Source organism: Streptomyces sp. CNX435, assembly GCF_059570575.1.
In genome coordinates this window covers 1-22,534 of record NZ_JCANTA010000035.1, presented here as the reverse complement: position 1 = coordinate 22,534, position 22,534 = coordinate 1, and the positions used below count along the sequence as shown (strand labels likewise).

Sequence of the window (22,534 nt, the reverse complement as noted above, 5' to 3'; positions counted from 1 at the left end):
TACGCCCCTCTGCTGCTACGCCCCCACCCGCAAGCCACTGGACGCGGCCCGCACGGCCGCCCGCCCACTCCACGACCCGGGGAACACATGACCCAGCACCTTGCCGCCCGTACGGCCGCCGACTCCGCCGATGCCCTCGACTGGTGGCGCGACGCGGTGATCTACCAGGTCTATCCGCGCAGCTTCGCCGACGGCGACGGCGACGGCACCGGCGACCTGCCCGGCATCCGCGCCCGGCTGCCGTACCTCGCGCGGCTCGGCGTGGACGCGGTGTGGCTCAGCCCCTTCTACGCCTCCCCGCAGGCCGACGGCGGCTACGACGTCGCCGACTACCGCGCCATCGACCCCGTCTACGGCACCCTCCACGACGCCGACGCCCTCATCCGCGACGCCCACGAGCTGGGCCTGCGGATCATCGTGGACGTCGTCCCCAACCACTCCTCCGATCGGCACGAGTGGTTCCGCCGCGCCCTCGCCGAAGGCCCCGGATCCCCGCTGCGCGCCCGCTACCACTTCCGCCCGGGCAAGGGCCAGAACGGCGAACTGCCGCCCAACGACTGGGAGTCCATCTTCGGCGGCCCCGCCTGGACCCGCTGTCCCGACGGCGAGTGGTACCTGCACCTCTTCGCCCCCGAGCAGCCGGACTTCGACTGGGACCACCCGGCGGTCGCCGACGAGTTCCGCTCCATCCTGCGCTTCTGGCTCGACATGGGCGTCGACGGCTTCCGCGTCGACGCCGCCCACGGCCTGGTCAAGGCCGCCGGGCTGCCCGACATCGGCGACGCAGACCAGCTGAAGCTGCTCGGCAACGCCACCGTGCCGTACTTCGACCAGGACGGCGTGCACGACATCTACCGCAGCTGGCGCCGCGTCCTGGAGGAGTACCCGGGCCGGCGCATCGGCGTCGCCGAGGCGTGGACGCCGACCGTGGAGCGCACGGCCAACTACGTACGCCCCGACGAGCTGCACCAGGCGTTCAACTTCCAGTACCTCGGCACGTACTGGGACGCCGCCGAGCTGCGCCCCGTCATCGACGCCTCCCTGGCCGCCATGCGCCCCGTCGGCGCCCCCGCCACGTGGGTGCTGTCCAACCACGACGTCACCCGGCACACCACCCGCTTCGCCAACCCGGCGGGCCTCGGCACCCAGCTTCGCTCCGCCGGCGACCCGGCGCTGGGCCTGCGCCGCGCCCGCGCCGCGACGCTGCTCATGCTCGCGCTGCCCGGCTCCGCGTACCTCTACCAGGGCGAGGAGCTGGGCCTGCCGGACGTCACCGACCTGCCCGACGAGGTGCGGCAGGACCCGGCGTTCGCGCGCGGGGCGGGGCAGGACGGGTTCCGCGACGGCTGCCGGGTGCCGATCCCGTGGACGGTGGCGGGGAGTTCGTACGGCTTCGGCGCCGGCGGCAGCTGGCTGCCGCAGCCGGCGGGCTGGGGCGAGCTGAGCGTCGAGGCGCAGAGCGGCGACCCGGGCTCGACGCTGGAGCTGTACCGGGCGGCGCTGGCGGTACGCCGGGAGCACCCGGCGCTGGGCGCGGGGGACGGGGTGGAGTGGCTGGACGCGCCGGAGGGGGTGCTGCTGTTCCGGCGGGAGTCGGGGGACGGGGGCGCGGGGTTCGTCTGCGCGGCGAACACCACGGGCGCGCCGGTGCGGATCACGGTCCCGGTGGGGCGGGTGCTGCTGGCGAGCGCGGAGGTTGCGCACGATGCCGGTGAGGTGGAGCTGCCGGGGGACAGCACGGTGTGGTGGTCGGCGGAGGGGACGGAGGGGGCGGCCTGAACCGTACGGGACGGACCGCCGTACCCGCGTGGCGGACCGGCTCCGTCCGATAGCCTCGGTGAGCTGGACTGGGCCGAGCGCGGAGGCAGTTGATGCCGGGTCAGGAGACGGGGACGGCGCCGCACGTCCGCTTCGGACGGGGGCGGCACCGCGACCTACGGGGCCGCCCCTTCCCCGGCGCCGCCCTGGAGCCGGCGACGGGCGGGCAGCGGGAGGTCCTGCGGGAGCTGCGGACCTGGGCCGAGCGCGAGGCCGAGGACGCCGTCGAGTGGTACCTGCACGACAAGCGCCTCAAGCGCCGCGGCTCCCGCGTCATCAGCGCCCTGACGATCCTGCTCGCCGTCGCCGGCACGCTCGTCCCGCTGGCGAGCGCCATCTCCGGCGGCCCGCCGCAGGGCTGGGGGTACGTGCTGCTGGCGCTGGCGGCGGGGTGCAAGGGGTTCGACCACTTCTTCGGACTGTCGTCGGGGTGGATGCGCGACATCACCGCGGCGCACGCGCTGCGCGCGGAGCTGAACGACTTCCGGATGTCCTGGGCGGCGGAGCAGCTGCGCAGCTCTGACAGTACGGACGCTCCCCTCGACCCGGCGGCGCTGGAGCGCCGGCTGGCGCTGCTGACGTCGCTGGTGGAGGCCGTACGCCGGCAGGTGGAGGCGGAGACCGCGGAGTGGCTGACGGAGTTCCGCGCGACGGCACAGCAGTTGCAGGACAACGCGGGTCCGCCACCGGGCGCGGGGGCGTGAGGCGGGGGTGGCCACGGAGCGGATGCTGACGGTCGTCCTGCCGGGCGGTGCGGAGCGGGACGTGGTGCTGGAGGCGCCGGATGACACGGCGGTGTCGCTGGTGGCGGAACGGTTGTCGCGCTGGTTCGGCCGGGCCCCCGGCCCGTCACGGCTGTTCCGCGCCGACGCCACCGAGCTGCGGCCCGACGCCACGCTCGCGGAGGCGCAGGTACGCCCCGGGAGCCGGTTGTGGCTCGGCGAACCGCCCGTCGAACCGATGTGGAGTCACGTCACGCCCGAGTTCGTCCACGGCGAACTCCTCCGGAAGGGCTTTGCAGAACCGCACGCCGGCGGCATTCTCCTCGTCTCCCGTCGGGGAGGTGAAGCGGACACCCCGGGGGCCGAGCGCAGCGGCTGGCGGCGACTGCTGCCGGGTGCGTGGCGTGGCCAGCTCACCGGGCCGGGCTACAGGCGGTCGTTCCAGCATCCCGGCACGCTGCTTCTCGACGAAGCCGAGCTGTGGCATCGCGCCCCGGGCAGCGTGTCGTTCCTCCGACTGACGCTGGGCTTCGACCTCGACGAGTCCCCCAAGCCCAGTCGGCTGGTGCCGGTTCGGCTGGACCTGCCCAGGGTCGGGGTCCTCGGCTTGGCAGGTGAGCAGGCAGACGAGACCGCCGCGTGGCTCGTCGCCTCCATCCTGGCCACACACAGCCCTGCAGACGTTGACGTGCGCGTCTTGACCACCGGCCGGGACCGCGGCGTCTGGGATTTCCTCCGCCTGCTTCCCCACACCTTCTCCTCCGGCCCACGGATCGCCCACGACGTCGAGACGTCGGCCCGGCACATCTACGACCTCCTCAACCGCGGCTCCGCCCCGCCCGGGAGCCCTCAGCCGACAGCGGCCGTGCTCGTTCTCGACGAAGCCCGCAGGCTTTTAGTTGAGACCCCGGGGGTCGCGGAACTGCTCCGGAGTGGACCCGAGTACGGGGTGTTCTCGATCTGCCTGGAGGAAGACGGTCTTCTGCCCCCCTGGTGCCGCACGGTGGCCGAGATCGACGAGGGCGCCTCCCGGCTGCTGCTGGAGGAAAGGCCCGTACACGAGTACTGGCTGCCAGTCCAGGCCAGCCGCGCACAGGCCGACCACATCGCCCGCATCCTCGCCCCCCTCCGCGACCCCGCCGCCCACGCGGAGCCGGACAGCCCCCGCCTGTTCGACCTGCTCGGCCTCCCGCCGTACGACATCGACGCACAGGGCCGACGATGGCCGCACGCTTCCCTCGGGCTTTCCGCCCCGATCGGCGAGTCCCGGGGCGTTCCCGTTGCCATCGACCTCGTACGCGATGGCCCGCACGCCCTCGTCGCCGGTACGACCGGCTCCGGTAAGACGGAGTTCCTGCGCACCTGGATCGCCTCCATGGCCGCCTCCCACTCGCCCGACGAGCTGTCGTTTGTGCTGGTGGACTACAAGGGCGGCAGCGCGTTCGCCGAGTGCGCCAAGCTGCCGCACACCGTGGACGTGCTCTCCGAACTCGACGGCTATCTCGTCGAACGCACCCTCACGGGACTCGCTGCCGAGCTGCGCAGGCGCGAGGAACGGCTGTCGCGGGCCGAGGTGCCCGACATCGGCGCCTACGCCGACCTGTACCGGGCCGGGGACGCGCGCGTACCGGAACTGCTGCCCCGGATGGTCCTCGTCGTGGACGAGTTCGCCTCGCTGGCCCGGGAGTTCCCCGAGTTCGTCAGCGGCCTGGTGGAGATCGCGCGGCGGGGCCGCTCACTGGGCCTGCACCTCGTGCTCGCCACCCAGCGCCCCGGCGGCGTGGTGACCGCCGACATCCGGGCCGCCACCAACCTCCGCATCGCGCTGCGCCTCGCAGACCGGAACGAGAGCATGGACGTGATCGACGCACCGGACGCGGCTTGGCTCGGCAAGTCCGAGCCGGGGGCCGCGTACGTACGCACCGGCGCCGAAACGCTCGTGCGCCTGCGCACCGCGCGCGTCGCCGTCCGCCCCGTGTTCCGCCCGCAGCACTGGTCGGACGTGGGGGTACGCGACGCGCGCGACACCGGTCCCGAGGACAGCGGTGCGCTGCGCGTGGAGCCGGAGCCCGCCGGGGCGACGGACCTCGCCCAGCTGGTCGGCACCATCGAGGCCACCGCCGTCGGCCTCCGCATCCCCCGGCCCGCCGCCATCCTTCCGCCGCCGCTCGCCGATGTGATCCAGCTCGACCCACCGCTGACCGCGGCCGACCTGCCCGAGCGCGGGCGGGACCTCTTGCCTGTACCCATCGGGCTGGCCGATGTTCCTGATGACCAGTTCCAGACCGTCGCCGCGCTCGACCTCGCCGACAAGCTGCCGCTGCTCGTCGCCGGCGGCCCGCGCAGCGGGCGCTCGCAACTCCTGCGCACCGTCGCCGGCTCCGTCGCCCGCCAGCACAGCGTCGCCGACGTGCACCTCTACGGCATCGACTGCGCCACCGGCGCGCTGCAGGCCCTCGCCGAACTGCCACACTGCGGCGCCGTCGTCTCCCGAAACGAACGCGACCGGCTCACCCGGCTGCTGGACCGGCTCACCACCACCGTGCGGATCCGGCAGGGGGAGCTGGCCGCCGAGGCGTTCGCCGACATCGCCGCCCAGCGGCAGGCGGTGGCGGAGCACCGGCGGCTGCCGTACCTGCTGGTGCTCATGGACGGCTGGGCGGGCTTCGCCGACGCGATGGAGGACGTCGACTTCGGCAAGCCCGTGGACGACTTCATCCGGCTCTGCCGGGAAGGCCCGCGGGTCGGGGTCTGCCCCGTCGTCGTGGGCGGGCCGACACTGCTCCACGGCCGGATCAGGGCGACGGCGGCGGACGTGCTGGTGCTGCGGCAGCTCGACGAGGACGACTACCTGTACGCGGGCTTCGGGCCCCGGTTCGTACCCGCCCACATGCCGCCCGGCCGGGCGCTGCACGTCGGCGAGGGCAGGGGCCGTACCGTCATGCAGATCGGGCTCCTGCCCGGCGGCGCCGAGACGGCCCGCGACCAGGCCGAGGCGCTGGCCCGGATCGGCGCCGCCGCGCGCAAGCGCGACGCCGACGTGCCGCCCACCCGGCGCCCGTTCCGCGTCGACGCCCTCGACCTCGCCGCCGACCGCTTCCACGTCGGCGGCGGCACCGGCCGCCCCGTGGGCCGCGACGCGGAACTCGCGTGGCTGCGCGACCGGTACGCCACCGGCACCTCCGTCGCCCTCCTCGGCCCGCGCCGGGCGGGCAAGACATGGGTGCTCGGCGAGCTGGAGCGGCGCCTCGTCGCGGACGGTGCGCGCCGGGTGCGTAAGCTCACCGTTCCGCACCGCGCCAGTCCCGTCGACAGCCCGGACGAGCTGGCCGTCCTCCTCGACCCCGCCGTACGCGACGCGACGAGCCCCGCCGAAGCCCTCCTCACCCGGGCGAACGAGCCCGCGGCGCGCGCCGACCGGGAGGCGTTCCTGCTCGACGAGGTCGGCCGGCTCGCCGAGTACCACCCCGCGGCCGTCTCCTGGCTGCGCGACCTCGGCCAGGCCGGCGCGTGGCTCGTCTACACCGGCACCGAGAAGGACTGGCACACCGTCGTACGGTCCGCTCTCACCGCCCCCGGCTCCAGCTTCGGCAACGACGTCGACAAGCGCATCCTCGGCCCCCTCGGCGAGCCGCACGCGCTGGCGTTCCTCACCGGCACGGCCGCCAACCTCGGCGTCGACATCGAACCCGGCCGCGCGGGCGCGCGGATCCTGTCGCTGGTCGGCACCTGGCCGTTCTATCTGCAGGTGATGGGCGACGCGGTGGTACGGGCCGTGCAGGCGGACGACCGCGACCCGCTCACCAGCCCGGCGGCGCTCGAAGAGCTGCGCAGGCAGGAGCTGCTGATCGGCCGCGGCGAGCAGTTCCAGTCCCGCTGGGCGGAGATCGGCCCCGCGGGCCGCGCCGCGCTGCTGCAGACCCCGGGCGAGCCACCGCCGGAGCCGGCGCCGGCGCAGCGGATGGAGCTGCGGGACGTGGGGCTGCTGCGGCCGGGGGACGTGTGGCTGGCGGACCGGCCGTTCTTCGACTGGATCGCGCTGAGCCAGGTGAGCCTGCGGGACGAGTCGTCACACCCCCGGGCCGCGGGCCCTCGAAGCGATGAGGAGTCAGCCACATGAGCCTCTTCCGGCCGAGCCGGGCCTACCAGCGGGAGCTGGACGTCCGGTTCCCCGGCGACCACGTGCCCGGCTGGGCCCGCCCCCTGGTCGAGGGCCAGCTGCCCAACTCCGCCGCGTGGCTGGTGGAGCTGCCCCGGCGGGCGGGCAAGACGTGGCTGGCGCACGCCGTAGAACGGGCCCGGGGCGCCGACCGGCCGTCGCGCCGGGTGGACCTGCGCTCGACGGCCGAGGTGGTACGGCGCCGGGGGCTCGGGTGTCTGTCGGGCGGCAAGCAGGCGCCGCGGGTGCCGGAGGGCTGTGTGGTGCTGGTGGACGAGCCGGCGCTGGCGCGGGGCGCGGCGGCGGAGGCGGGCGGCGTGGCCCGCACGGGCGGCCCGGGCGCGGGAGGCTTCGGCGGCGGTTCGGCCCGTACGACGCACGGAACGGCCTCCGCACCCCCCGCCCTCGGCGGTGTCGACCCCGCGGCCCTCGCCGCCGGGCTGCAGCAGGTACGGGACGCGGGCGGGATCCCCGTCGTCTTCGCCACCCCCGCCGAGCAACTGCTCCTCGCCCCGCACCTCGGCGCCGACGCGCCGAAGGACGTGCTGCACCCGCCGCGGCTCGGCGCCGACGAGTGCGCGCGTATGGCCGGCCGGGCCGCGGGTTGGGCGCCCGGCGTCGTAGAGCTGCTGCGCGCGGCCGAACCGGCGTGGCTGCAGACGCCGTTCCTCCTCGAACTCGTCCTGCAGACCGCCGAGGAGCACCCCGCGCTCCGCGCCGACGCGGCGCGGCTGGCGACGGCCGCGTACGAGGAGGCGTGCGGCCGGCACCAGTACGTGCCGCAGTGGTTCCACGACGGGCTGGCCGCCGAGCACCGCGCCGCGCTGCGGGCGCGGCGGTGGCGGGACGCGGGCGTGGAGGTCGCCGTACGGGCCGTGCGCACGCCGCCCGCGGACGACCCCGTGCTCGTACGCCACCTGCCCGACGTGCTGCGCATCCACCACATCACCGACCTCCACCACGGCGGCGGGCTGCGCGCGAACGTGGACGCCAAGGACACCTCGCAGGCCGGGCAGCGGCTCGCGGAGCTGGCCGGCGCGGGCTCGCCGCTCGACGCGTACCTCGAACACGTACGCCAGCTCGCCGGTCAGGGCCGGGCCCCGCACCTGATCATCGCCACCGGCGACCTCGTGAACCGGCCCGTCGACGCCGACGGCGAGACGGCGCTCGGCTGGCTGCGCGCGCTTCAGGACCACCTCGCCGACCACCCCGACCTGCGCCGCGACGACCCGCGGGTGCTGCTGACGGGCGGCAACCACGACGTGTCGTGGGAGCTGTGCCTGGAGGAGGACCCGCAGGCGCGGCACCGCTGGTTCGCCGCCGTCTTCGCCGACTACCCGCACCCCGACCTGCACGAGCCCGACCCCGCCGCCCGCCGGGTCTACGTCATCTACCCGGACGCGGGGCTGCGCGTGGCGCTGCTGGGCACCGCGGAGTCCGGCGGCGAACCGGCGCACGACCGGGACCGGGAGCGGCTGGAGCGGTTCCGTGCGCGGTATGTGGCGGCGGCGGACGCGGCGGACGGCGAGGCCGTACGCCGCATCGTCCTCGACTTCGAGCGCCACGACCCCGGGGTCATCGCCCGCGGCGTCCTCGACCGGCTCACGCGCGAACCGGGCTACGTCACCCTGGCGGCCCTGCACCACCCGCTGTCGCCGGTGCCGGCGGTGGAGATCGCCCCGTACTCGGGGGTGGTCAACGCGGGCCAGGCGAAGTGGACGCTGGCGGACGCCGCCACCTCCCTGGTCCTGCACGGCCACACCCACCTGGGCTTCACCGCGGCCGAACGCCTGCTGGGCACCGCCCGCCCCTGGACCACCCGCATCGCGGGCGCCCCGGCGCTGGGGAGCCGCGAGTCGGACGAGCGCAACGGCTACAACGAGGTCTTCGTCGCCCGCGAGGGCGGCGAGCACGCGCTCGCCCTGCGAACGGTGCGCTTCGAGGCCGGCGCCTGGACCCCGGCGGCCCCGGTCGCCTTCCACCCCGGCGCCCCCGACGAAACCCCCCTCCCAGCCCTCTGCACCACCCCACCCTGACCGCAGCCCGCGGCGGTGGTGGCGGCGGTACGCGAGGGAAGCCCGGCGGCCCCGCGGCAGGCATCCGCGGTTGCCGCGGAGTCCGCGTGACGGCGGGCCGGGCCGACTCGCCGCCGTAGGGCAACCGCCTACCGGCCTGCGCGCCGCAGGCCCACCCTGCTCAGCCCGGCGCCACTTCCTGGCCCGCCCTCTGGCCCTGGCCCTGCCCCGGCTCGCCGCCCGCCGCACCGGCCGACGCCGCACCCCCCGCGCCCGCCGCAGGCGACCCCGCGCCAGCCGCAGGCGCCATCGCCTCCGGGTACACCGACTCCCGTACCGCCGCATACTGCTGCCGTACCGCCTGCCCCAGCGCCAGGTCCTCGTCCGCCTCGAACGTCTCGTGCGGCCCCGTCTCCCACACCGGCGGCGCCTCCGCGCTCAGCCGGCCCTCCGCGACGCCCAGTGCCCAGGCCGCCTGCCGGGCCGCGCCGAGGGCCGCGTAGTCGGCGGACGCCGGGACCACCACCTGCGCCTGGAAGACGGCCGGGGCCAGGGCCTGGACCGCCGGGAGTCCCGCCGCGGCGCCGAGGAGGAAGACGCGGCGTACGGTGACGCCGCGGGCGCGCAGGACATTCAGCGCGTCGGCGAGGCCGCACAGCATGCCCTCGAACGCGGCCCGCGCCAGGTGCTCGGGGCGCATGCTCTCGCGGCGCAGGCCGTGCAGGGAGCCGGCGGCCTGGGGGAGGCTCGGGGTGCGTTCGCCGTCGAGATAAGGGAGGAGTACGAGGCCGTGGGCGCCGGGCGTGGAGGTCAGGGCCAGCTCGGAGAGCCGCTCCAGGTCGGTCGGCGCCAGGCCCAGCAGCTCGGCGGCGCCGCGCAGGGCGCGTACGGCGTTGAGGGTGTGGACGACCGGCAGGTGCATGCCGGTGGCGTCGGCGAGGGCGGTGATGGTGCCGCCGGCGTCGGGCAGCGCCGCGTCGTGGACGGCGTAGACCGCGCCGGAGGCGCCGAGGGTGACGACCGCGTCGCCGGCGCCCACGCCGAGGCCGAAGACGGCGGCCATGGTCTCGCCGGTGCCGGCGGAGATCAGCAGCCCCTCGGGGGTGCGGCCGGCCGCCTCGGCGGGGCCCAGCACCTCCGGCAGGCCGGCCTCGTGGCCGAGGGCCAGCTCGACGAGGTCGCGGCGCCACTCGCCGGCGGGCCCGGCGTGCGCGGACCAGTAGCCGGTGGTGGAGGCGGAGCCGCGGTCGGTGGTGCGGCGGCGCGGCTTGCCGAGGAGCTGCCAGACGAGCCAGTCGTGCGGGGTCATCAGCTGGGCGGTGCGCTTGGCGTGGTCGGGCTCGGCGGCGGCGAAGCGGCGCAGCTTGGTGACGGGCAGCTTCGCGTCCGGCACGGCGCCGACGGCCTCGGCCCAGGCGGCCCGGCCGCCGAACTGGTCGACGAGGTCGGCGGCGGCGCCCTGGGCCCGCTTGTCGTTGCCGGTGAGCGCGGGACGTACGGGCGTGCCCGCGGCGTCCAGCGGGATGACGGCGTGCTGCTGGGCCGCGACGCCGATGGCCTGCACGCCTTCGAGTACGCCGCCGTCGGCGGCCTCGCCGAGCGAGAGGAGCCACGTCTGCGGGTCGGCCTCGTACGCCGCCGTCGCTGCCGCCGCCTCGTCGGCGGACTCGGGCACGGGGTGCGGGGCGTAGCCCTGCTTGAGTACCGCGCCGGTGTCGGCGTCGCAGACGACGATGTTGGTGCCTTCAGGCGAGCTGTCCAGACCGGCGACTATCCCCATGCCGCAGATGATGCCCTATCGGCGGGGCCGGTCGGGCACCGGCGCGGTTTCGGCCGCGGGACCGACGTGATCCGGCCCATCTGGGCCGGGGCCGGTCGAACCGGTGCTCGCCCGGCGGGCGCCCCGGGGTCAGGTGTTCGTCGTACCCCAGTCGTCGGACTCCTCGCGCCGGCCGCGGCTGCCGTTCGCGTGCCCGTTCCCATGCCCGTTCCCGTGGTGGAAGTGCATGCGCGCGGCGACGTTCTCGGGCACGACGTCCGCGAACTTCGTGGAGATCGAACTCGCCGCCCTGGTCACGGCGTCCCGGCTGGTCAGCGCCGCGGCCTCGGCCGCGTTGCGCACCGCCGGGGACTCGCTGAACTGCTGCGCCGCCTTCCGCAGCTGCTCGTAGCGCTCGCGTCCGGCCCGACTGCCCAGGACGTACCCGACCGCGATTCCCGCGAGGAAGCTCATCCGGTACCGCATGGTCTCCACCTTCCCTCGGCCTACTCGACTGGCCTGTCCTGCCCTGCTGTCACCGGTACGGGTACCCGGGGAGGGGGAGGGGTGAATACCGATTTCGGAGCGGACCCAGCCATGCGCTAATGTATTGCGAGCAGCACAGGAGCGCCCTCCGGGAGCCGGAAGGGCCTCCGTGCGGAGCAGTCCTCCGTAGCTCAATCGGCAGAGCAGCCGGCTGTTAACCGGCAGGTTACTGGTTCGAGTCCAGTCGGGGGAGCAGATACGCGAAGGCCCCGACCGGGGCCTTCGCCCCTTTTTTGCCCCGCACGGCCCCGCACGGCTCCGCACGGCTCCGCACGGCCCCGCACGCCCCTCCCAGCCCGCCGCCCCGGAACCGGAAGCGGTCTTCCCGCGTCTTTCCGGACATGCGCAGCGGCCCGGCCCCACCCTGACGACGGGGTCTCCGGGCGACAGATCGTATGAGCGGCTATGCTGCGGCAGACGGCGCGTACATCTGTACGTGACGCGCCGTACGGGGCGGTAGCTCAGCCGGTTAGAGCAACGGACTCATAATCCGTCGGCCGTGGGTTCGAGTCCCACCCGCCCCACTTTCCACTCTCTGCGAAGGATCGTTTCTGCCAGAGGTTCCTGCCGATTCCTCGTCGGCCTTCGGGCGGGGTTCAGGCCGGAAGTTCGGGCTGTAGCAGGTCGCGGATGACGGCGTGCGCAACGACCTTGGGTCCTTCGGTGATCAGCAGTTCAGCCCCGAGGTGCAAGTGTGGTCTGGCGAGGTCGGGGACGAGGAAGCCGATCCTGGCGAGGTCTGAGCCGTCTGACAGGGTCCCGGTACGCTGCACGAGGATGCTGAGGAGATCCGCGTCTGGCTGTGCGCTTTCGCTGCAGAACGTGGCCGTCGCCGCGTAGACCGGTGCGGTCGGCGGGCCCGAGATGCGGCCGCCCTGCGATTCAGGCAGCCATCGGATCGCCGCCACCGCCAGGGGTTCCTTGAGCTCGAACACTTTCTCAGGCTATCTCCGTGTGGGTCTGGGCGCCGATACCGCCGGAACGGCGCTGCCGGGTGTCTGCGGGCCCGCGTGACCTCACGTTACGTCTCCTGGAACAACCGCATTCGGTGCGCCAGTGCCGCCGCCTCGCCGCGGCTGGCCACGCCGAGCTTGGCCATCATGTGGGACACGTGCACGCTGGCCGTCTTCGGAGAGATGAACAGTTCCTCCGCGATCTGCCGGTTGCTTCGCCCCTGCGCCACCAGCCGCAGCACGTCCTGCTCGCGAGCCGTGAGGCCGAAGTCGTCGAGTGGGTCCTGCGGCGCGGCCGGGGCGGTGCCGGCGGCCTCGGTGGGGAGCGGGATACGTGCGCGTGTCGCGAGGAGTTCGGCGTCCTGGCGCAGGGGGTCGGCGCCGAGGCGTACCGCCTCCGCGTGGGCCTGGCGCAGCAGCCGCGCCGCCTGCTCCCGGGCGCCGTCCGCGGCGGATTCGTGCCAGGACGTGCGGGAAGCCGTACGGCTCGAAGGCGGCGGCGGCCGTCGCCCACGCCGCCGGGGTGTCGTCGCCGCGTGCGCGGCCGAGTTCGGCTGCGAGCCACGCCGGCAGGGCGGACCAGCCGGGTTCGAGGCCCTCGGCCGCGGCGGCGAGCCGGTCCACGAGCCCGCGCAGCCGCCCGGCCTCGACGCCGGGTAGCCCCGCGGCGTCGCCGGTCAGTTGCGCGCCGGCGATGAGCAATTGGATGACGTACGAGTCCTGGCCGGGGACGGGCAGCAGTTCCAGGGCGGCTTGCAGCAGGTCCAGCGCCTCGGCGTAGTGGCCGCGGCCCGCCGCGCAGCGCAGCTCCACGACGGCGATGGGGAGGTCGAACTGCGGCTCCTTGAGCGTGCTCACCTGCTGCCGGGCCGCCGCCACCCGGGCCGCGGCGGCATCGTACGCGCCGCGCGCCACCGCGATCTCGGCCGGCCGCAGCTGCATGGCGGCCCGCGCCCGGGAGCCCTGGGCGTGCTCGCGCCAGGTGGCCAGCAGGGCTTCGGCCCGCTCCCAGTCCCCGAGCCAGATCAGGGAGTCCGCGACGTTGCCGGCGGTGAAGGCCGCGGCGTCGAGCAGTCCATGGCCGCGTAGCTCCTCGATGGCGGCGAGGCCCGTCTCGACCGCCTCCGCGGACCGGCCGGCCCTCTGCAGCGCGTCCGTCAGGTTGACGTTCGCCCGCTGCAGCGCCCGGGGTAAGGCCACCTGCCGGGCCAGCTCCCGCACCTTGTACAGGGCGGCGACGGCGGCGTCCGCGTCGCCCGCGTGCGACAGCAGGTTGGACAGGGTGATCCGCGCGCTCAGCTCCACCTCCGCGTTGCCGGCGATCCGCGCGTACTCCACCGCCCGCTCGCCCAGGGCGAGGGAGTTGTCATCGGCTTCGTGCAGCTGTTCCCAGCCGGCGACGTGGTCGAGCACCTCGGCGTGGATGGCCGACGGCGGGGTGTCGCGCACCAGGTCGAAGGCGCGGGCCAGCTCTGCCCAGCCGTCTCCGCCGCCGTGCTGGGCCGTCAGCATGGCACCCTCCATCCAGAACCACGCCGCCCGCAGTGGGTCGGTGCGCTCGTCGATCAGCCGCTGGGCCTGGCGGACCAGTTCCAGGCCGCGCCCGCCCCGGCCGTCGATGGACGCCGCCCGCGCCGCCTCCGCCAGCAGGTCGAGGACGTCGAGCCCGCCGGTTCCGGCGCCGGGGTCGGCGCCGGGCGGTGGCAGCTGCGCCAGTCGGATGGGCCGGGGGAGGTCGCGCCGCCGCTCCTCGGGCACGGCGTCCCACAGCTCCATCGCCCGTACCAGCAGCTCCAGCTGCTCGGCGTAGGCGCGGCGCTCGCGCAGTTCGGCGATCGCCTCCAGCACCGCGGGCAGGGCGCGGTCGGGCACCTGCGCCCGGTACCAGTAGCCGGCCAGCCGCACCGCCCGCTCCTCCGGCCGGACGAGCCCGGGACTGGCCTCGATCACCTCCGCGTACCGGCGGCTGAGCCGGCGGCGCTCGCCCGGCAGCAGGTCGTCCAGCACCGCCTCGGCCAGCAGCGCGTGCCGGAAGCGGTAGCCGTCACGATCCGGCGCGTCCAGCGCCACCAACACGTTCGCCTCCACCGCGGCACGCAGCCCGGCCAGCAACTCCGCCTCGGCGAGGCCGGTCACGGCGGGCTCCGCCTCCCCGCGGACCGGCCCCCGCCCGCGCGCACCGCTCCGGGCGGGGGCCGGGTGTGCGCCGCCCTCGGGCCGTGTTCCCGGGACGGTCCGCGCCGCACCGGAGGTCGTCGCCGTGACCAGGACCCGGCCCGGTCGGCCACGCCCGTGATCCACACCGCTAGTTCCCCGGAACTATCCGGGTTAGTGCGCCGGCCAGATGTGCGTCGGACCGGGGCTTCCTAGCGTCTGGGGCATGGATCATTCGACGGAACCCGATCGGCCTGACGTGTCCCGGCGGGGTTTTCTGGGCGGGTCGGCGGCGTTGTCGGCGGTGGCGGTGGGCGCGTTGCCCGTGGGTGCGGCGGACGAGGCGAGTGCCGCCGGGGCGGCGCAGTCCGGCGCCGCGCTGATCGATGTGACGTTGCGGGTGAACGAGGGTTCGCACCGGCTGCGACTGGACCCGCGCGCGACCCTGCTGGACACGCTCCGCGAGCGGCTTGAGCTGACCGGCACGAAGAAGGGCTGTGACCGCGGGCAGTGCGGCGCGTGCACCGTGCACGTCGACGGCCGGCGGGTGCTGTCCTGTCTGACGCTGGCGGCCAGCGTGCGCGACCGGCCGGTCACCACGGTGGAGGGGCTGGCGCGCGGAGGGAGGCTGCATCCGATGCAGCAGGCGTTTGTGGACTGTGACGCGCTGCAGTGCGGCTTCTGCACGCCGGGGCAGGTCATGTCGGCGGTGGCGCTGGTCCGCGAGGGGCGTGCCGGCTCGGATGAGGAGATCCGCGAGTCCATGTCCGGCAACCTGTGCCGGTGCGCGGCGTACCCGAACATCGTCGCCGCGGTCAAGAAGGGTGGTGGGCGTTGATGCGTCCGTTCGCCTACGCCGCTCCGCGCACGGTCTCCGAGACGCTTGAAGCGGCCGGGGACGACTCGGCCTACCTGGCCGGCGGTACCACACTGGTCGACTTGATGAAGCTGGAGGTCATGGCCCCGAAGCGGGTGCTGGACATCGACCGGCTGCCGCTGCGGGACATCCGCCTCGACAGGGCCGGCCTGCACCTGGGCGCGCTGGCGCGGATGAGCGAGGTCGCACACCACCACCTGGTCGTCGCCCACTACCCGGTCATCTCCCAGGCCCTCTTGCAGAGTGCGTCGCCGCAGCTGCGGAACATGGCCAGCATCGGCGGCAACGTGCTGCAACGCACCCGGTGCGGATACTTCCGCGACTCGGCCACGCCCTGCAACAAGCGTGAACCCGGCACCGGTTGCGCGGCCATCGAGGGGTACAACCGGATGCACGCGATCCTGGGCACCAGCGAGTCCTGCGTGGCCGCCCACCCCAGCGATCTCGCCGTCGCGCTGGTCGCGCTCGACGCCATGGTCCTGCTCCAGGGCCGGGCCGGCGAGCGACTCCTGCGGCTCGCCGACTTCTACCTGCTGCCGGCGGCCACCCCGCACCGGGAGAATCAGCTGCGGCCCGGCGAACTCGTCACCGGAATCGTCGTGCCGCCTCTCGACCGGGCCCGCCGCTCGGTCTACGTGAAGGTCCGCGATCGGCAGTCCTACGAGTTCGCCCTCACCTCCGTCGCGGCAATCGCCGACGTGCGCGGCACCGCCGTCGCCGACGTGCGGATCGCCGCCGGCGGCGTCGGCACCAAACCCTGGCGGCTGCCCGCCGTCGAGAACGCCCTCAAGGGCGGGCCGTTGCGTGAGGACACGATTCGCGCCGCCGCCGCGCACGCCGCCGACGGCGCCAGGCTCCTGCCGTACAACGGCTTCAAACCCCGGCTGCTGCGCCACACCATCGTCCGTGCACTGCTGAAGCTGGCAGGTTGACCATGACCAACACCCCGCTCGCGACCTCCGCCAACCGCATCGACGCACCCGGCAAGGTCACCGGCACGGCGAAGTACGCCGCAGACCACAACCCCGCGGGACTCGTGCACGGATACCTCGTCCTGGCCACCGTCGGCAACGGCACCATCCGGTCGATGGACGTGCGTGCGGCGCGCGACTCCCGCGGTGTGCTCGCGGTCTACACACCCGACGACCGACTTCCGCTGCACGGTGAGCCGCCAGGCGTGGCGCTCTATTTCAGCGAGACGCGGCGACCCCTGAGCGACCACGAGGTGCACTACCACGGGCAGATCATCGGGCTCGTGGTAGCCAGGACGTTCGAGCAGGCCCGCGACGCCGCCGCGCTGATCACGGTCGAATACGGCGAACGCCCCGTCAACGCCTCGTTTCAGGACAACATCGCCGACGCCGTCACGCCGACGCCGATCCCGTTGCCGCTCGGCCGGCCGATCGACATCCTCGCCGACGGCGTCGCCACGATCGCCGATGCGCTCGACGCGAGTCCGGTCACGGTTTCCGCCACGTACAACCATCCACCGCGGCACCACAATCCCATGGAACCGCATGCGGCGGTGGCGAGGTGGGACGGCGATAAGCTCACGATCCACAGCGCCACACAGGCCCCCGCCGCGCACGCCGCCGAACTGGCCGCGGCGTGCGCCGTCGAACCGGCGCAGGTCCACGTGATCAGCCCGCACGTGGGCGGTGGATTCGGCAGCAAGGCCTTCACCTGGGCGCCGACGTACCTGGCCGCCGCGGCGGCGCGGCGGCTTCGCCGGCCGGTCAAGGTCGCGACCACCCGTGAGCAGCTCTACACCGCAACGGGACACCGGTCCGCCGCGCACCAGACGGTCACACTCGGGTCGCACCGGGACGGCACGCTCAACGCGATCAAACACCTGTCGGTCACCCAGGCGATCGGCGAGGACCCCGGCACCCGCACGACGCTGAAGAGCTACGCCACCCCCAACCTCCACGTCAGCATGCGGGTCGCGGCCGGAATGAACCTCCCGACCACCACCATCCTGCGCGCGCCCGGCGAGGAGGTGGGGTCCTTCGCCGTCGAGTGCGCCATGGACGAGCTGGCCATCGAGCTCGGCATGGACCCGATCGAGCTGCGGATGAAGAACTACCTCACCACCTCACTGGCGTCCGACCCCGAAGGGCGGTTGCCGTATTCGAGCAAGCACCTCGACGAGTGCTACCAGGCCGGGGCGGAGCGCTTCGGGTGGGCCGGCCGGCAGGCGACGCCGCGCGCGGTCGCCGACGGCGACTGGCTCGTCGGGATGGGCATGGCCGGCGCGGCACTCGGGGCCTCGCGGGCCGCCACGACGGTGCGCGTGGTGTTCCGGGCAGACGGCACGGCCGGCGTGGCCACCGCCACGGCCGACCTCGGCACCGGCATGTGGACGGTCCTGGCCATGATGGGCGCCGACACACTGGGTGTTCCGCTCAGCCGGATCAGGCCCGCGATCGGCGACTCCCGGCTGCCCGTCGGCGAGGGTGCGATCTACGGCGCGCAGGGCTCCGCAGCGACGGCGACCGTCACACCCGTGGTGCGCGACGCGGCCCACGACGCCGTCGACGCGCTGATCCACCACGCGGTCACCCACCGGCGTTCGCCGCTGCGCGGCATGAAGGACGTGCGCTACCGGAACGGCAACCTCACCGGCGGCGGGAAGACGATCGGCTGGGGCGAGCTGCTCACGGCGACCCGGGCCAAGAAGGTCGGTGCCAGCACGACCAGTGGCCCGCCCGAGAAGTCGCCGTACGCGTTCGCCTCCTATGCCGCGCATTTCTGCGAGGTCCGGGTGCATCGCCTCACCGGCGAGGTACGGATGTCCCGGATGACGACCGCCGTGGACGCGGGTGCGATCGTGAACGAGAAGACCGCACGCAATCAGATCGTCGGCGGTGTCGTCTACGGCATCGGCCCGGCGCTGGCCGAGTCGGCACACGTCGAGGGAGACACCGGCCGGATCGCCAACGCCAACCTCGCCGACTACCTGATGCCGGTCAACGCCGACGTGCCCGACATCGACGTGCACTTCCTCGACTACCCGGACACCGACTTCTCTCCCGTGGGAGCCCGCGGACTCGGCGAACTCGGCACCATCGGCTCCGCCGCCGCCGTTGCCAACGCCGTCTTCAACGCCACCGGCAAGCGCATCCGCGACCTGCCCCTCACGCCCGACAAGCTCGCCGACTGACGGAAAGAGACCCCGAGCACCCCATGCTGGACCTCGCCACCGAACTGCTGCCCTGGGCCGGGGAAGGCCGCGACTTCGCGGTCGCCACCGTCACCGGTGCCGACGGCAGCACGCCCCGTGCACCCGGCGCCGCGCTCGCCGTGGACGGCGCCGGCACCGCGATCGGCAGCGTCTCCGGCGGCTGTGTGGAGGGCGCCGTCTACGAGCTGTGCCGGCAGACCCTGCAGACCGGTGTCGCCCATCGCGAGCGCTTCGCCCATTCCCCAGAGGACGCCTTCGCCACCGGGCTGACCTGCGGCGGGGTCATCGACGTTCTCATCACCCCGATCCGCGCGAACGCCGCGGAGCGCGCGGTGTACGCCGCCGCACTGAGCGCCGCCGCCCGTGGCGAGCGGGCGGCCCTGGCCCGAATCGCCGGAGGGCCGGCCCAGCTGCTGGGCCGGCCTCAGTTCGTACGCCCCGACGGCACGTACGAGGGCACCTACGGGCGCGGCGCCGCGCTCGACGCCAGGGCCGCCGCCGAGGCACGGGCCCTGCTCGACAGCGGCGTGACCGGCACCGTGGAGATCGGCGCCGAACGGGCGCGCTGCGGCGAGCCGCTGACCGTCCTCGTGGAGTCCTCCGCCCCGCCACCCCGCATGATCGTCTTCGGCGCGGTCGACTTCACCGCCGCGTTGGTGCGCCTCGGCACGTTCCTCGGATACCGCGTCACGGTCTGCGACGCCCGGCCCGTCTTCGCCACCCGGGCGCGCTTCCCGGAGGCCGACGAACTCGTCGTCGACTGGCCGCACCGCTACCTCGCCGCCACGCCGACGGACAGCCGTACGGCGCTGTGCGTGCTGACGCACGACGCCAAGTTCGACGTCCCCCTGCTGCGGCGGGCGCTGCGGCTGCCGGTCGCCTACGTCGGCGCCATGGGCTCGCGCCGCACCCACGAGGACCGCCTCGCCCGCCTGCGCACCACGGGCCTCACCCCGGCCGAACTCGCCCGCCTCCGCTCTCCGATCGGCCTCGACCTCGGCGGCCGCACCCCGGAGGAGACGGCGTTGTCCATCGCCGCCGAGATCGTCGCCACCCGCTACGGCGGCCACGGCCACCCCCTCACCGGCGGCCGCCACCCGATCCACCACGATCTGCCCCACGCGTCTGCCGCACGCCCAGAGCCGTGAACAGGCCGAACACGGGACACGGCCGGGACCTGTGCGTGGGTTGCCTAGACTCCTGGCACGCCGCACCCTGTGGGGACCTCGGCGTGATCGCGCTGCCGGGGGAGGGGGATGTGGCGATTCGAGTGCACCGCGGAAGGCCCGGGCGGCGGGCACCGCGGCCGGCGGACCAACCGCCCGAAGGTCGCCCCCGCCTGGAGTGGATGAGCGATGGTCTTCTCGTCCTGCTTCCGTGCCTGGTCGCCTGGGTGGTCACGGTCGCAGGCGGTCCTGAGGCGCGCTGGCAGCTGTTCGCCCTTGCCTTCGCGCAGTCGCTCGCCCTTGTCTGGTACCGGCGATTCCCGCTCGCCGTTCTGGTCGGGGTGACCGGCATCGAGCTGGTGCTCGCGGTCACCGGCCAGCCGGTCTTCGTCGGGGTCGTCGTGGCCGTATCGGGACTCGGCGCCTGGGGCCCACCGCGCCACCAGCGGCTCGGCGTCGCCTTCGGGCTCGGCGTGCTGGTCCTGATCCTGGTGCACGGCCTGCTCACCAAGGACGCCAACCTGGTCGTCCACGGTGCGGCGTTCGTCGTCGTGACCGTGATCTTTCTCGGCTTCTGGCTGATCGGCCGGCTCGGCGCGGGCCAACGTCAGCGGATCCGTGAGCTGCAGGCGTACTCAAGGCGCCTGAAGGCGGAACGCGAGCTGTTCGAGCGGCAGGCCGCGGAACGTGAACGGGCACTGCTGGCGCGCGAGCTCCACGACATTCTCAACCACTCCATGACCGCGATGGTGCTGGATGCCGACGCGGCGGCCGACAGCGGGGACAGCGCCGAGGCGCGAGCGACTCTGCGGCGCGTGGCGGAGACCGGACGCGACTCGCTCGCGGAACTGCGGCGGCTGCTCGGGGTGTTGCGGAAAGGGCCGTCGGGTGCCGATCACGACCCGTTGGTCGTGCCGCCACGGCTGGCGCAGCTGGACGAGCTGGTGGCCTCGCTTCCGGAAGGCGGGCCACGGGTCCGGCTGGAGCGGCTCGGCGACGTGCGGGTGCTGGCCGCCAGCATCGAGTTGGCGGCTTACCGTGTGGTGCAGGAGTCGCTGACGAACGTGACCAAGCATGCCGGGCCGGTCGACGTGGAGGTGTCGTTGACCTACTCGCCGGAAGGACTTGCCGTACGGGTCGCCAACACGGCGGGGACCGGGCCGGCGGCGGTGGCCGCCCAGGGCTCCGGGGGCATGGGACTGGCCGGCATGCGCGAGCGGGTCGAGATCGTGGGTGGGTCGTTCGAGGCCGGCCCCCGCCCGGCCGGCGGGTTCGCGCTGCGGGTGTTCCTGCCGGTGCGGAGCGTGTCGTGAGCCGGGTCCGGGTGGCGGTGTGCGACGACGAACAGCTGCTCCGCGAAGCGCTGGTGAAGCTCGTCAACGCCGCCCCCGACCTGGAGGTGGTCGCGGTGGCGGCCAACGGGCAACAGGCCGTGTCCGCCGTGGAGATGCACCGCCCCCACGTTGTGCTGATGGACATCCGGATGCCCGTCATGGACGGGATCGAGGCCACCCGGCGGATCGTCGGCCGCGCGGCTCCCGAGCAGCGCACCCGGGTGCTGATCCTCACGACCTACGACCTGGACAGCTATGTCTACGCCGCGCTGCAAGCGGGCGCGAGCGGGTTCCTGCTCAAGGACGCACCCAGCGAACGGCTGCGAGACGGCATCCGCATCGTCGCCTCGGGCCAGGCGGTGCTCGCCCCCGAGGCCACGACCCGGATGATCGAGGTGTTCCGCTCCGAACTCCCCACAGCCCAGGACCTGACACTCCTGCAGTCGCTTCGCAGCCTCACCAACCGGGAGCGCGAGATCTGCGACCTGGTCGCAACCGGGCTGTCCAACGACGACATCGCCGACCGGCTCACGATCAGCCGCTACACGGTGAAAGTGCACGTGTCGAGCATCCTGGCCAAGCTCGGCGTCCCCGACCGCGTCCAGGTCGTCCTCACCTGGTCCCGCCTCAGACACCACCTGTAACGCCGATCGGCTTCCGGCCCGTACGGGAACTCTCGCGAGCCCGGAGCCGACGGCCGCCTGCGCCGCGCCGAGGTCTCCAGGAACATCGGGCCTTGTCGCCGTTCCCGCCTCCCTGTTTCGCCGGCTTCTGGTTGTGTGTGGGAGAGAGAGACCACCGCGAGACAGCGCTCTCTATCCCCGCCGGGCCCGCCGCCGAGGGGCCGGCGACCGACCGCGGACGGGATCATGACGGAAGAATTCACCACGCGCCTCGACGACGGAATGCTGGGGTTCTTCCGGGACATCGCCGATGTCATGGTGCGGCGCATCGGCCTCTCCCGGGCCGAGGCCGTGGCCCGGATCAACGGCGCGTACGGCGGCCTGGAGATCGGGCCGTACCCCGACCTCATGTGCCACGAGCTGCCCGAATACTGGGCCTACGGCCTCTGCTACGCGGAGGACGTGCCGTACTGGGAGCCGAACGCGGACGCCGCCGCCTGGCAGCTCCGCCCGCCGCCGCCACGGGGCGGCCCCGAGTGGACCCTGCCGCCGGACGGACCCGGCGCCTAGCCGCGCCGACCCCGGCGAGCGGACCGACGTCGCCGCCGCCCGCCCCGGGCTGGTCCGCAAGGCCGAGCGGCTGCTGGCCGACGCCGTCGCGGCGGGCTGACGTACACCGCCGCGCGCCCCGGTCCGCGGAGGGCGCATGGGTCAGGGCCGGTCTGCGAGGCGGTCGTGGAGGAGGCGGGAGAGTTCCACGCGGCGGGTCTTGAGGGTGGCGGTGCGCGGGAGTTCGGCGAGGGGGAGGTGGACGGGGGCGCCGAGCTGGGGGTAGTCGGCGGTGGCCTGCTGCCAGCGGACGGGGGTCAGGGGCTTGTCGTCGCGGGTGCAGACGACGGGGACGGGCTCGGCGTCGGGGCCCTGGACGACGACGAGTTCGACGAGTTCGTCGAGCCGGTCCAGGACGGTGTCCTCGATCTCCAGGCTGGAGCCGATACCGGGGATGGTGTCGATCTCCCGGTCGAGCATGTGCAGACAGCCCGCACGGGTGCGGTAGCCGACATCCCCGGTGCGCCACCAGCCGCCGTTGACGTTCTCGTCGTAACGGTCCTGCTCACCGTGGTAGGTCTTGGCGATACCGTCCCAGCGAACCTCGATGAACCCCGGATTCGACTCCGAGACCGCCGCCCCGTTCTGCGACACCACCCGCACCTTCGCGCTGCC

16 protein-coding genes and 2 tRNA genes are annotated in these 22,534 nt (G+C 74.0%); 13 read left to right on the top strand and 5 right to left on the bottom strand.

All coding sequences use genetic code 11. The features are described 5' to 3' along the window. Nucleotides 1-87 precede the first annotated feature (87 nt). The 4 genes from T328_RS33775 to T328_RS33760 all read left to right on the top strand — a co-directional run bounded on the left by T328_RS33775 (nt 88) and on the right by T328_RS33760 (nt 8,735). On the top strand, nt 88-1,779 hold the full coding sequence (locus T328_RS33775; RefSeq protein ID WP_496500071.1) for a glycoside hydrolase family 13 protein: 1,692 nt from the start codon (nt 88-90) through the stop codon (nt 1,777-1,779). A 92-nt stretch (nt 1,780-1,871) separates the two neighbouring features. Next, nucleotides 1,872-2,522: an SLATT domain-containing protein gene (locus tag T328_RS33770; protein WP_496500070.1), complete on the top strand. Its 651-nt coding sequence runs from the start codon at nt 1,872-1,874 to the stop codon at nt 2,520-2,522. Between the two features lie 7 nt (nt 2,523-2,529). Continuing rightward, nucleotides 2,530-6,660, top strand: coding sequence for an FtsK/SpoIIIE domain-containing protein (locus tag T328_RS33765; RefSeq protein ID WP_496500069.1), 4,131 nt, complete (start codon nt 2,530-2,532; stop codon nt 6,658-6,660). Then, on the top strand, nt 6,657-8,735 hold the full coding sequence (locus tag T328_RS33760) for a metallophosphoesterase family protein (RefSeq protein WP_496500068.1): 2,079 nt from the start codon (nt 6,657-6,659) through the stop codon (nt 8,733-8,735). Before T328_RS33765 ends, T328_RS33760 begins: the two co-directional genes overlap by 4 nt. A gap of 160 nt (nt 8,736-8,895) precedes the next feature. On the opposite strand, the gene T328_RS33755 is transcribed toward T328_RS33760, so the two are convergent. Further along, nucleotides 8,896-10,494 carry an FGGY family carbohydrate kinase gene (locus tag T328_RS33755; RefSeq protein WP_496500067.1) on the bottom strand — a complete coding sequence of 533 codons (1,599 nt, stop codon included), beginning with the start codon at nt 10,492-10,494 and terminating at the stop codon, nt 8,896-8,898. Between the two features lie 129 nt (nt 10,495-10,623). Beyond that, complete coding sequence (locus T328_RS33750; protein ID WP_496500066.1) at nt 10,624-10,959, bottom strand: YtxH domain-containing protein; 336 nt, start codon at nt 10,957-10,959, stop codon at nt 10,624-10,626. Nucleotides 10,960-11,139: 180 nt separating this feature from the next. Here T328_RS33750 and T328_RS33745 point away from each other — a divergent pair. Together T328_RS33745 and T328_RS33740 are read left to right on the top strand one after the other, a co-directional pair. Continuing rightward, nucleotides 11,140-11,212: transfer RNA gene (locus tag T328_RS33745), tRNA-Asn, on the top strand. A 257-nt stretch (nt 11,213-11,469) separates the two neighbouring features. After that, a tRNA-Ile gene (locus T328_RS33740) sits at nt 11,470-11,543 on the top strand. Between the two features lie 72 nt (nt 11,544-11,615). Here the strand turns inward: T328_RS33740 and T328_RS33735 are convergent. Both T328_RS33735 and T328_RS33730 read right to left on the bottom strand, forming a co-directional pair. Next, complete coding sequence (locus T328_RS33735; protein WP_496500065.1) at nt 11,616-11,954, bottom strand: hypothetical protein; 339 nt, start codon at nt 11,952-11,954, stop codon at nt 11,616-11,618. Nucleotides 11,955-12,040: 86 nt separating this feature from the next. Beyond that, nucleotides 12,041-12,202: a response regulator transcription factor gene (locus tag T328_RS33730; protein ID WP_496500093.1), complete on the bottom strand. Its 162-nt coding sequence runs from the start codon at nt 12,200-12,202 to the stop codon at nt 12,041-12,043. 2,150 nt (nt 12,203-14,352) lie between these two features. On the opposite strand from T328_RS33730, the gene T328_RS33725 reads away from it, so the two are divergent. The 7 genes from T328_RS33725 (at nt 14,353) to T328_RS33695 (ending at nt 21,880) form a co-directional block, all read left to right on the top strand. Beyond that, the gene (locus tag T328_RS33725) at nt 14,353-14,964 is read left to right on the top strand and encodes a (2Fe-2S)-binding protein (RefSeq protein ID WP_496500064.1); all 612 of its coding nucleotides are present in this window, start codon (nt 14,353-14,355) and stop codon (nt 14,962-14,964) included. After that, on the top strand, nt 14,964-15,935 hold the full coding sequence (locus T328_RS33720) for an FAD binding domain-containing protein (RefSeq protein ID WP_496500063.1): 972 nt from the start codon (nt 14,964-14,966) through the stop codon (nt 15,933-15,935). Before T328_RS33725 ends, T328_RS33720 begins: the two co-directional genes overlap by 1 nt. Nucleotides 15,936-15,937: 2 nt before the next feature. Next, nucleotides 15,938-18,166, top strand: a complete 2,229-nt coding sequence (locus T328_RS33715) for a xanthine dehydrogenase family protein molybdopterin-binding subunit (RefSeq protein WP_496500092.1) — start codon at nt 15,938-15,940, stop codon at nt 18,164-18,166. Nucleotides 18,167-18,189: 23 nt separating this feature from the next. Then, the gene (locus T328_RS33710; RefSeq protein ID WP_496500062.1) at nt 18,190-19,335 is read left to right on the top strand and encodes an XdhC family protein; all 1,146 of its coding nucleotides are present in this window, start codon (nt 18,190-18,192) and stop codon (nt 19,333-19,335) included. Nucleotides 19,336-19,535: 200 nt separating this feature from the next. Beyond that, complete coding sequence (locus T328_RS33705) at nt 19,536-20,666, top strand: sensor histidine kinase (protein ID WP_496500061.1); 1,131 nt, start codon at nt 19,536-19,538, stop codon at nt 20,664-20,666. Continuing rightward, nucleotides 20,663-21,331 (top strand): response regulator, encoded by a 669-nt coding sequence (locus T328_RS33700; protein WP_496500060.1) that lies wholly within the window; start codon nt 20,663-20,665, stop codon nt 21,329-21,331. Before T328_RS33705 ends, T328_RS33700 begins: the two co-directional genes overlap by 4 nt. A gap of 225 nt (nt 21,332-21,556) precedes the next feature. After that, complete coding sequence (locus tag T328_RS33695) at nt 21,557-21,880, top strand: hypothetical protein (RefSeq protein WP_496500059.1); 324 nt, start codon at nt 21,557-21,559, stop codon at nt 21,878-21,880. 141 nt (nt 21,881-22,021) lie between these two features. Here the strand turns inward: T328_RS33695 and T328_RS33690 are convergent. Beyond that, the coding region (locus T328_RS33690; RefSeq protein WP_496500058.1) for a class I adenylate-forming enzyme family protein at nt 22,022-22,534 on the bottom strand (513 nt) is incomplete at its 5' end.

Excerpts from the sequence above, each read along its gene's own strand:
- T328_RS33775 (WP_496500071.1), top strand. The coding sequence starts at position 88 with ATGACCCAGCACCTTGCCGCCCGTACGGCCGCCGACTCCGCCGATGCC.
- T328_RS33770 (WP_496500070.1), top strand. The coding sequence starts at position 1,872 with ATGCCGGGTCAGGAGACGGGGACGGCGCCGCACGTCCGCTTCGGACGG.
- T328_RS33760 (WP_496500068.1), top strand. The coding sequence starts at position 6,657 with ATGAGCCTCTTCCGGCCGAGCCGGGCCTACCAGCGGGAGCTGGACGTC.
- T328_RS33755 (WP_496500067.1), bottom strand. The coding sequence starts at position 10,494 with ATGGGGATAGTCGCCGGTCTGGACAGCTCGCCTGAAGGCACCAACATC.
- T328_RS33750 (WP_496500066.1), bottom strand. The coding sequence starts at position 10,959 with ATGCGGTACCGGATGAGCTTCCTCGCGGGAATCGCGGTCGGGTACGTC.
- T328_RS33725 (WP_496500064.1), top strand. The coding sequence starts at position 14,353 with ATGGATCATTCGACGGAACCCGATCGGCCTGACGTGTCCCGGCGGGGT.
- T328_RS33720 (WP_496500063.1), top strand. The coding sequence starts at position 14,964 with ATGCGTCCGTTCGCCTACGCCGCTCCGCGCACGGTCTCCGAGACGCTT.
- T328_RS33715 (WP_496500092.1), top strand. The coding sequence starts at position 15,938 with ATGACCAACACCCCGCTCGCGACCTCCGCCAACCGCATCGACGCACCC.
- T328_RS33710 (WP_496500062.1), top strand. The coding sequence starts at position 18,190 with ATGCTGGACCTCGCCACCGAACTGCTGCCCTGGGCCGGGGAAGGCCGC.
- T328_RS33705 (WP_496500061.1), top strand. The coding sequence starts at position 19,536 with ATGAGCGATGGTCTTCTCGTCCTGCTTCCGTGCCTGGTCGCCTGGGTG.
- T328_RS33695 (WP_496500059.1), top strand. The coding sequence starts at position 21,557 with ATGACGGAAGAATTCACCACGCGCCTCGACGACGGAATGCTGGGGTTC.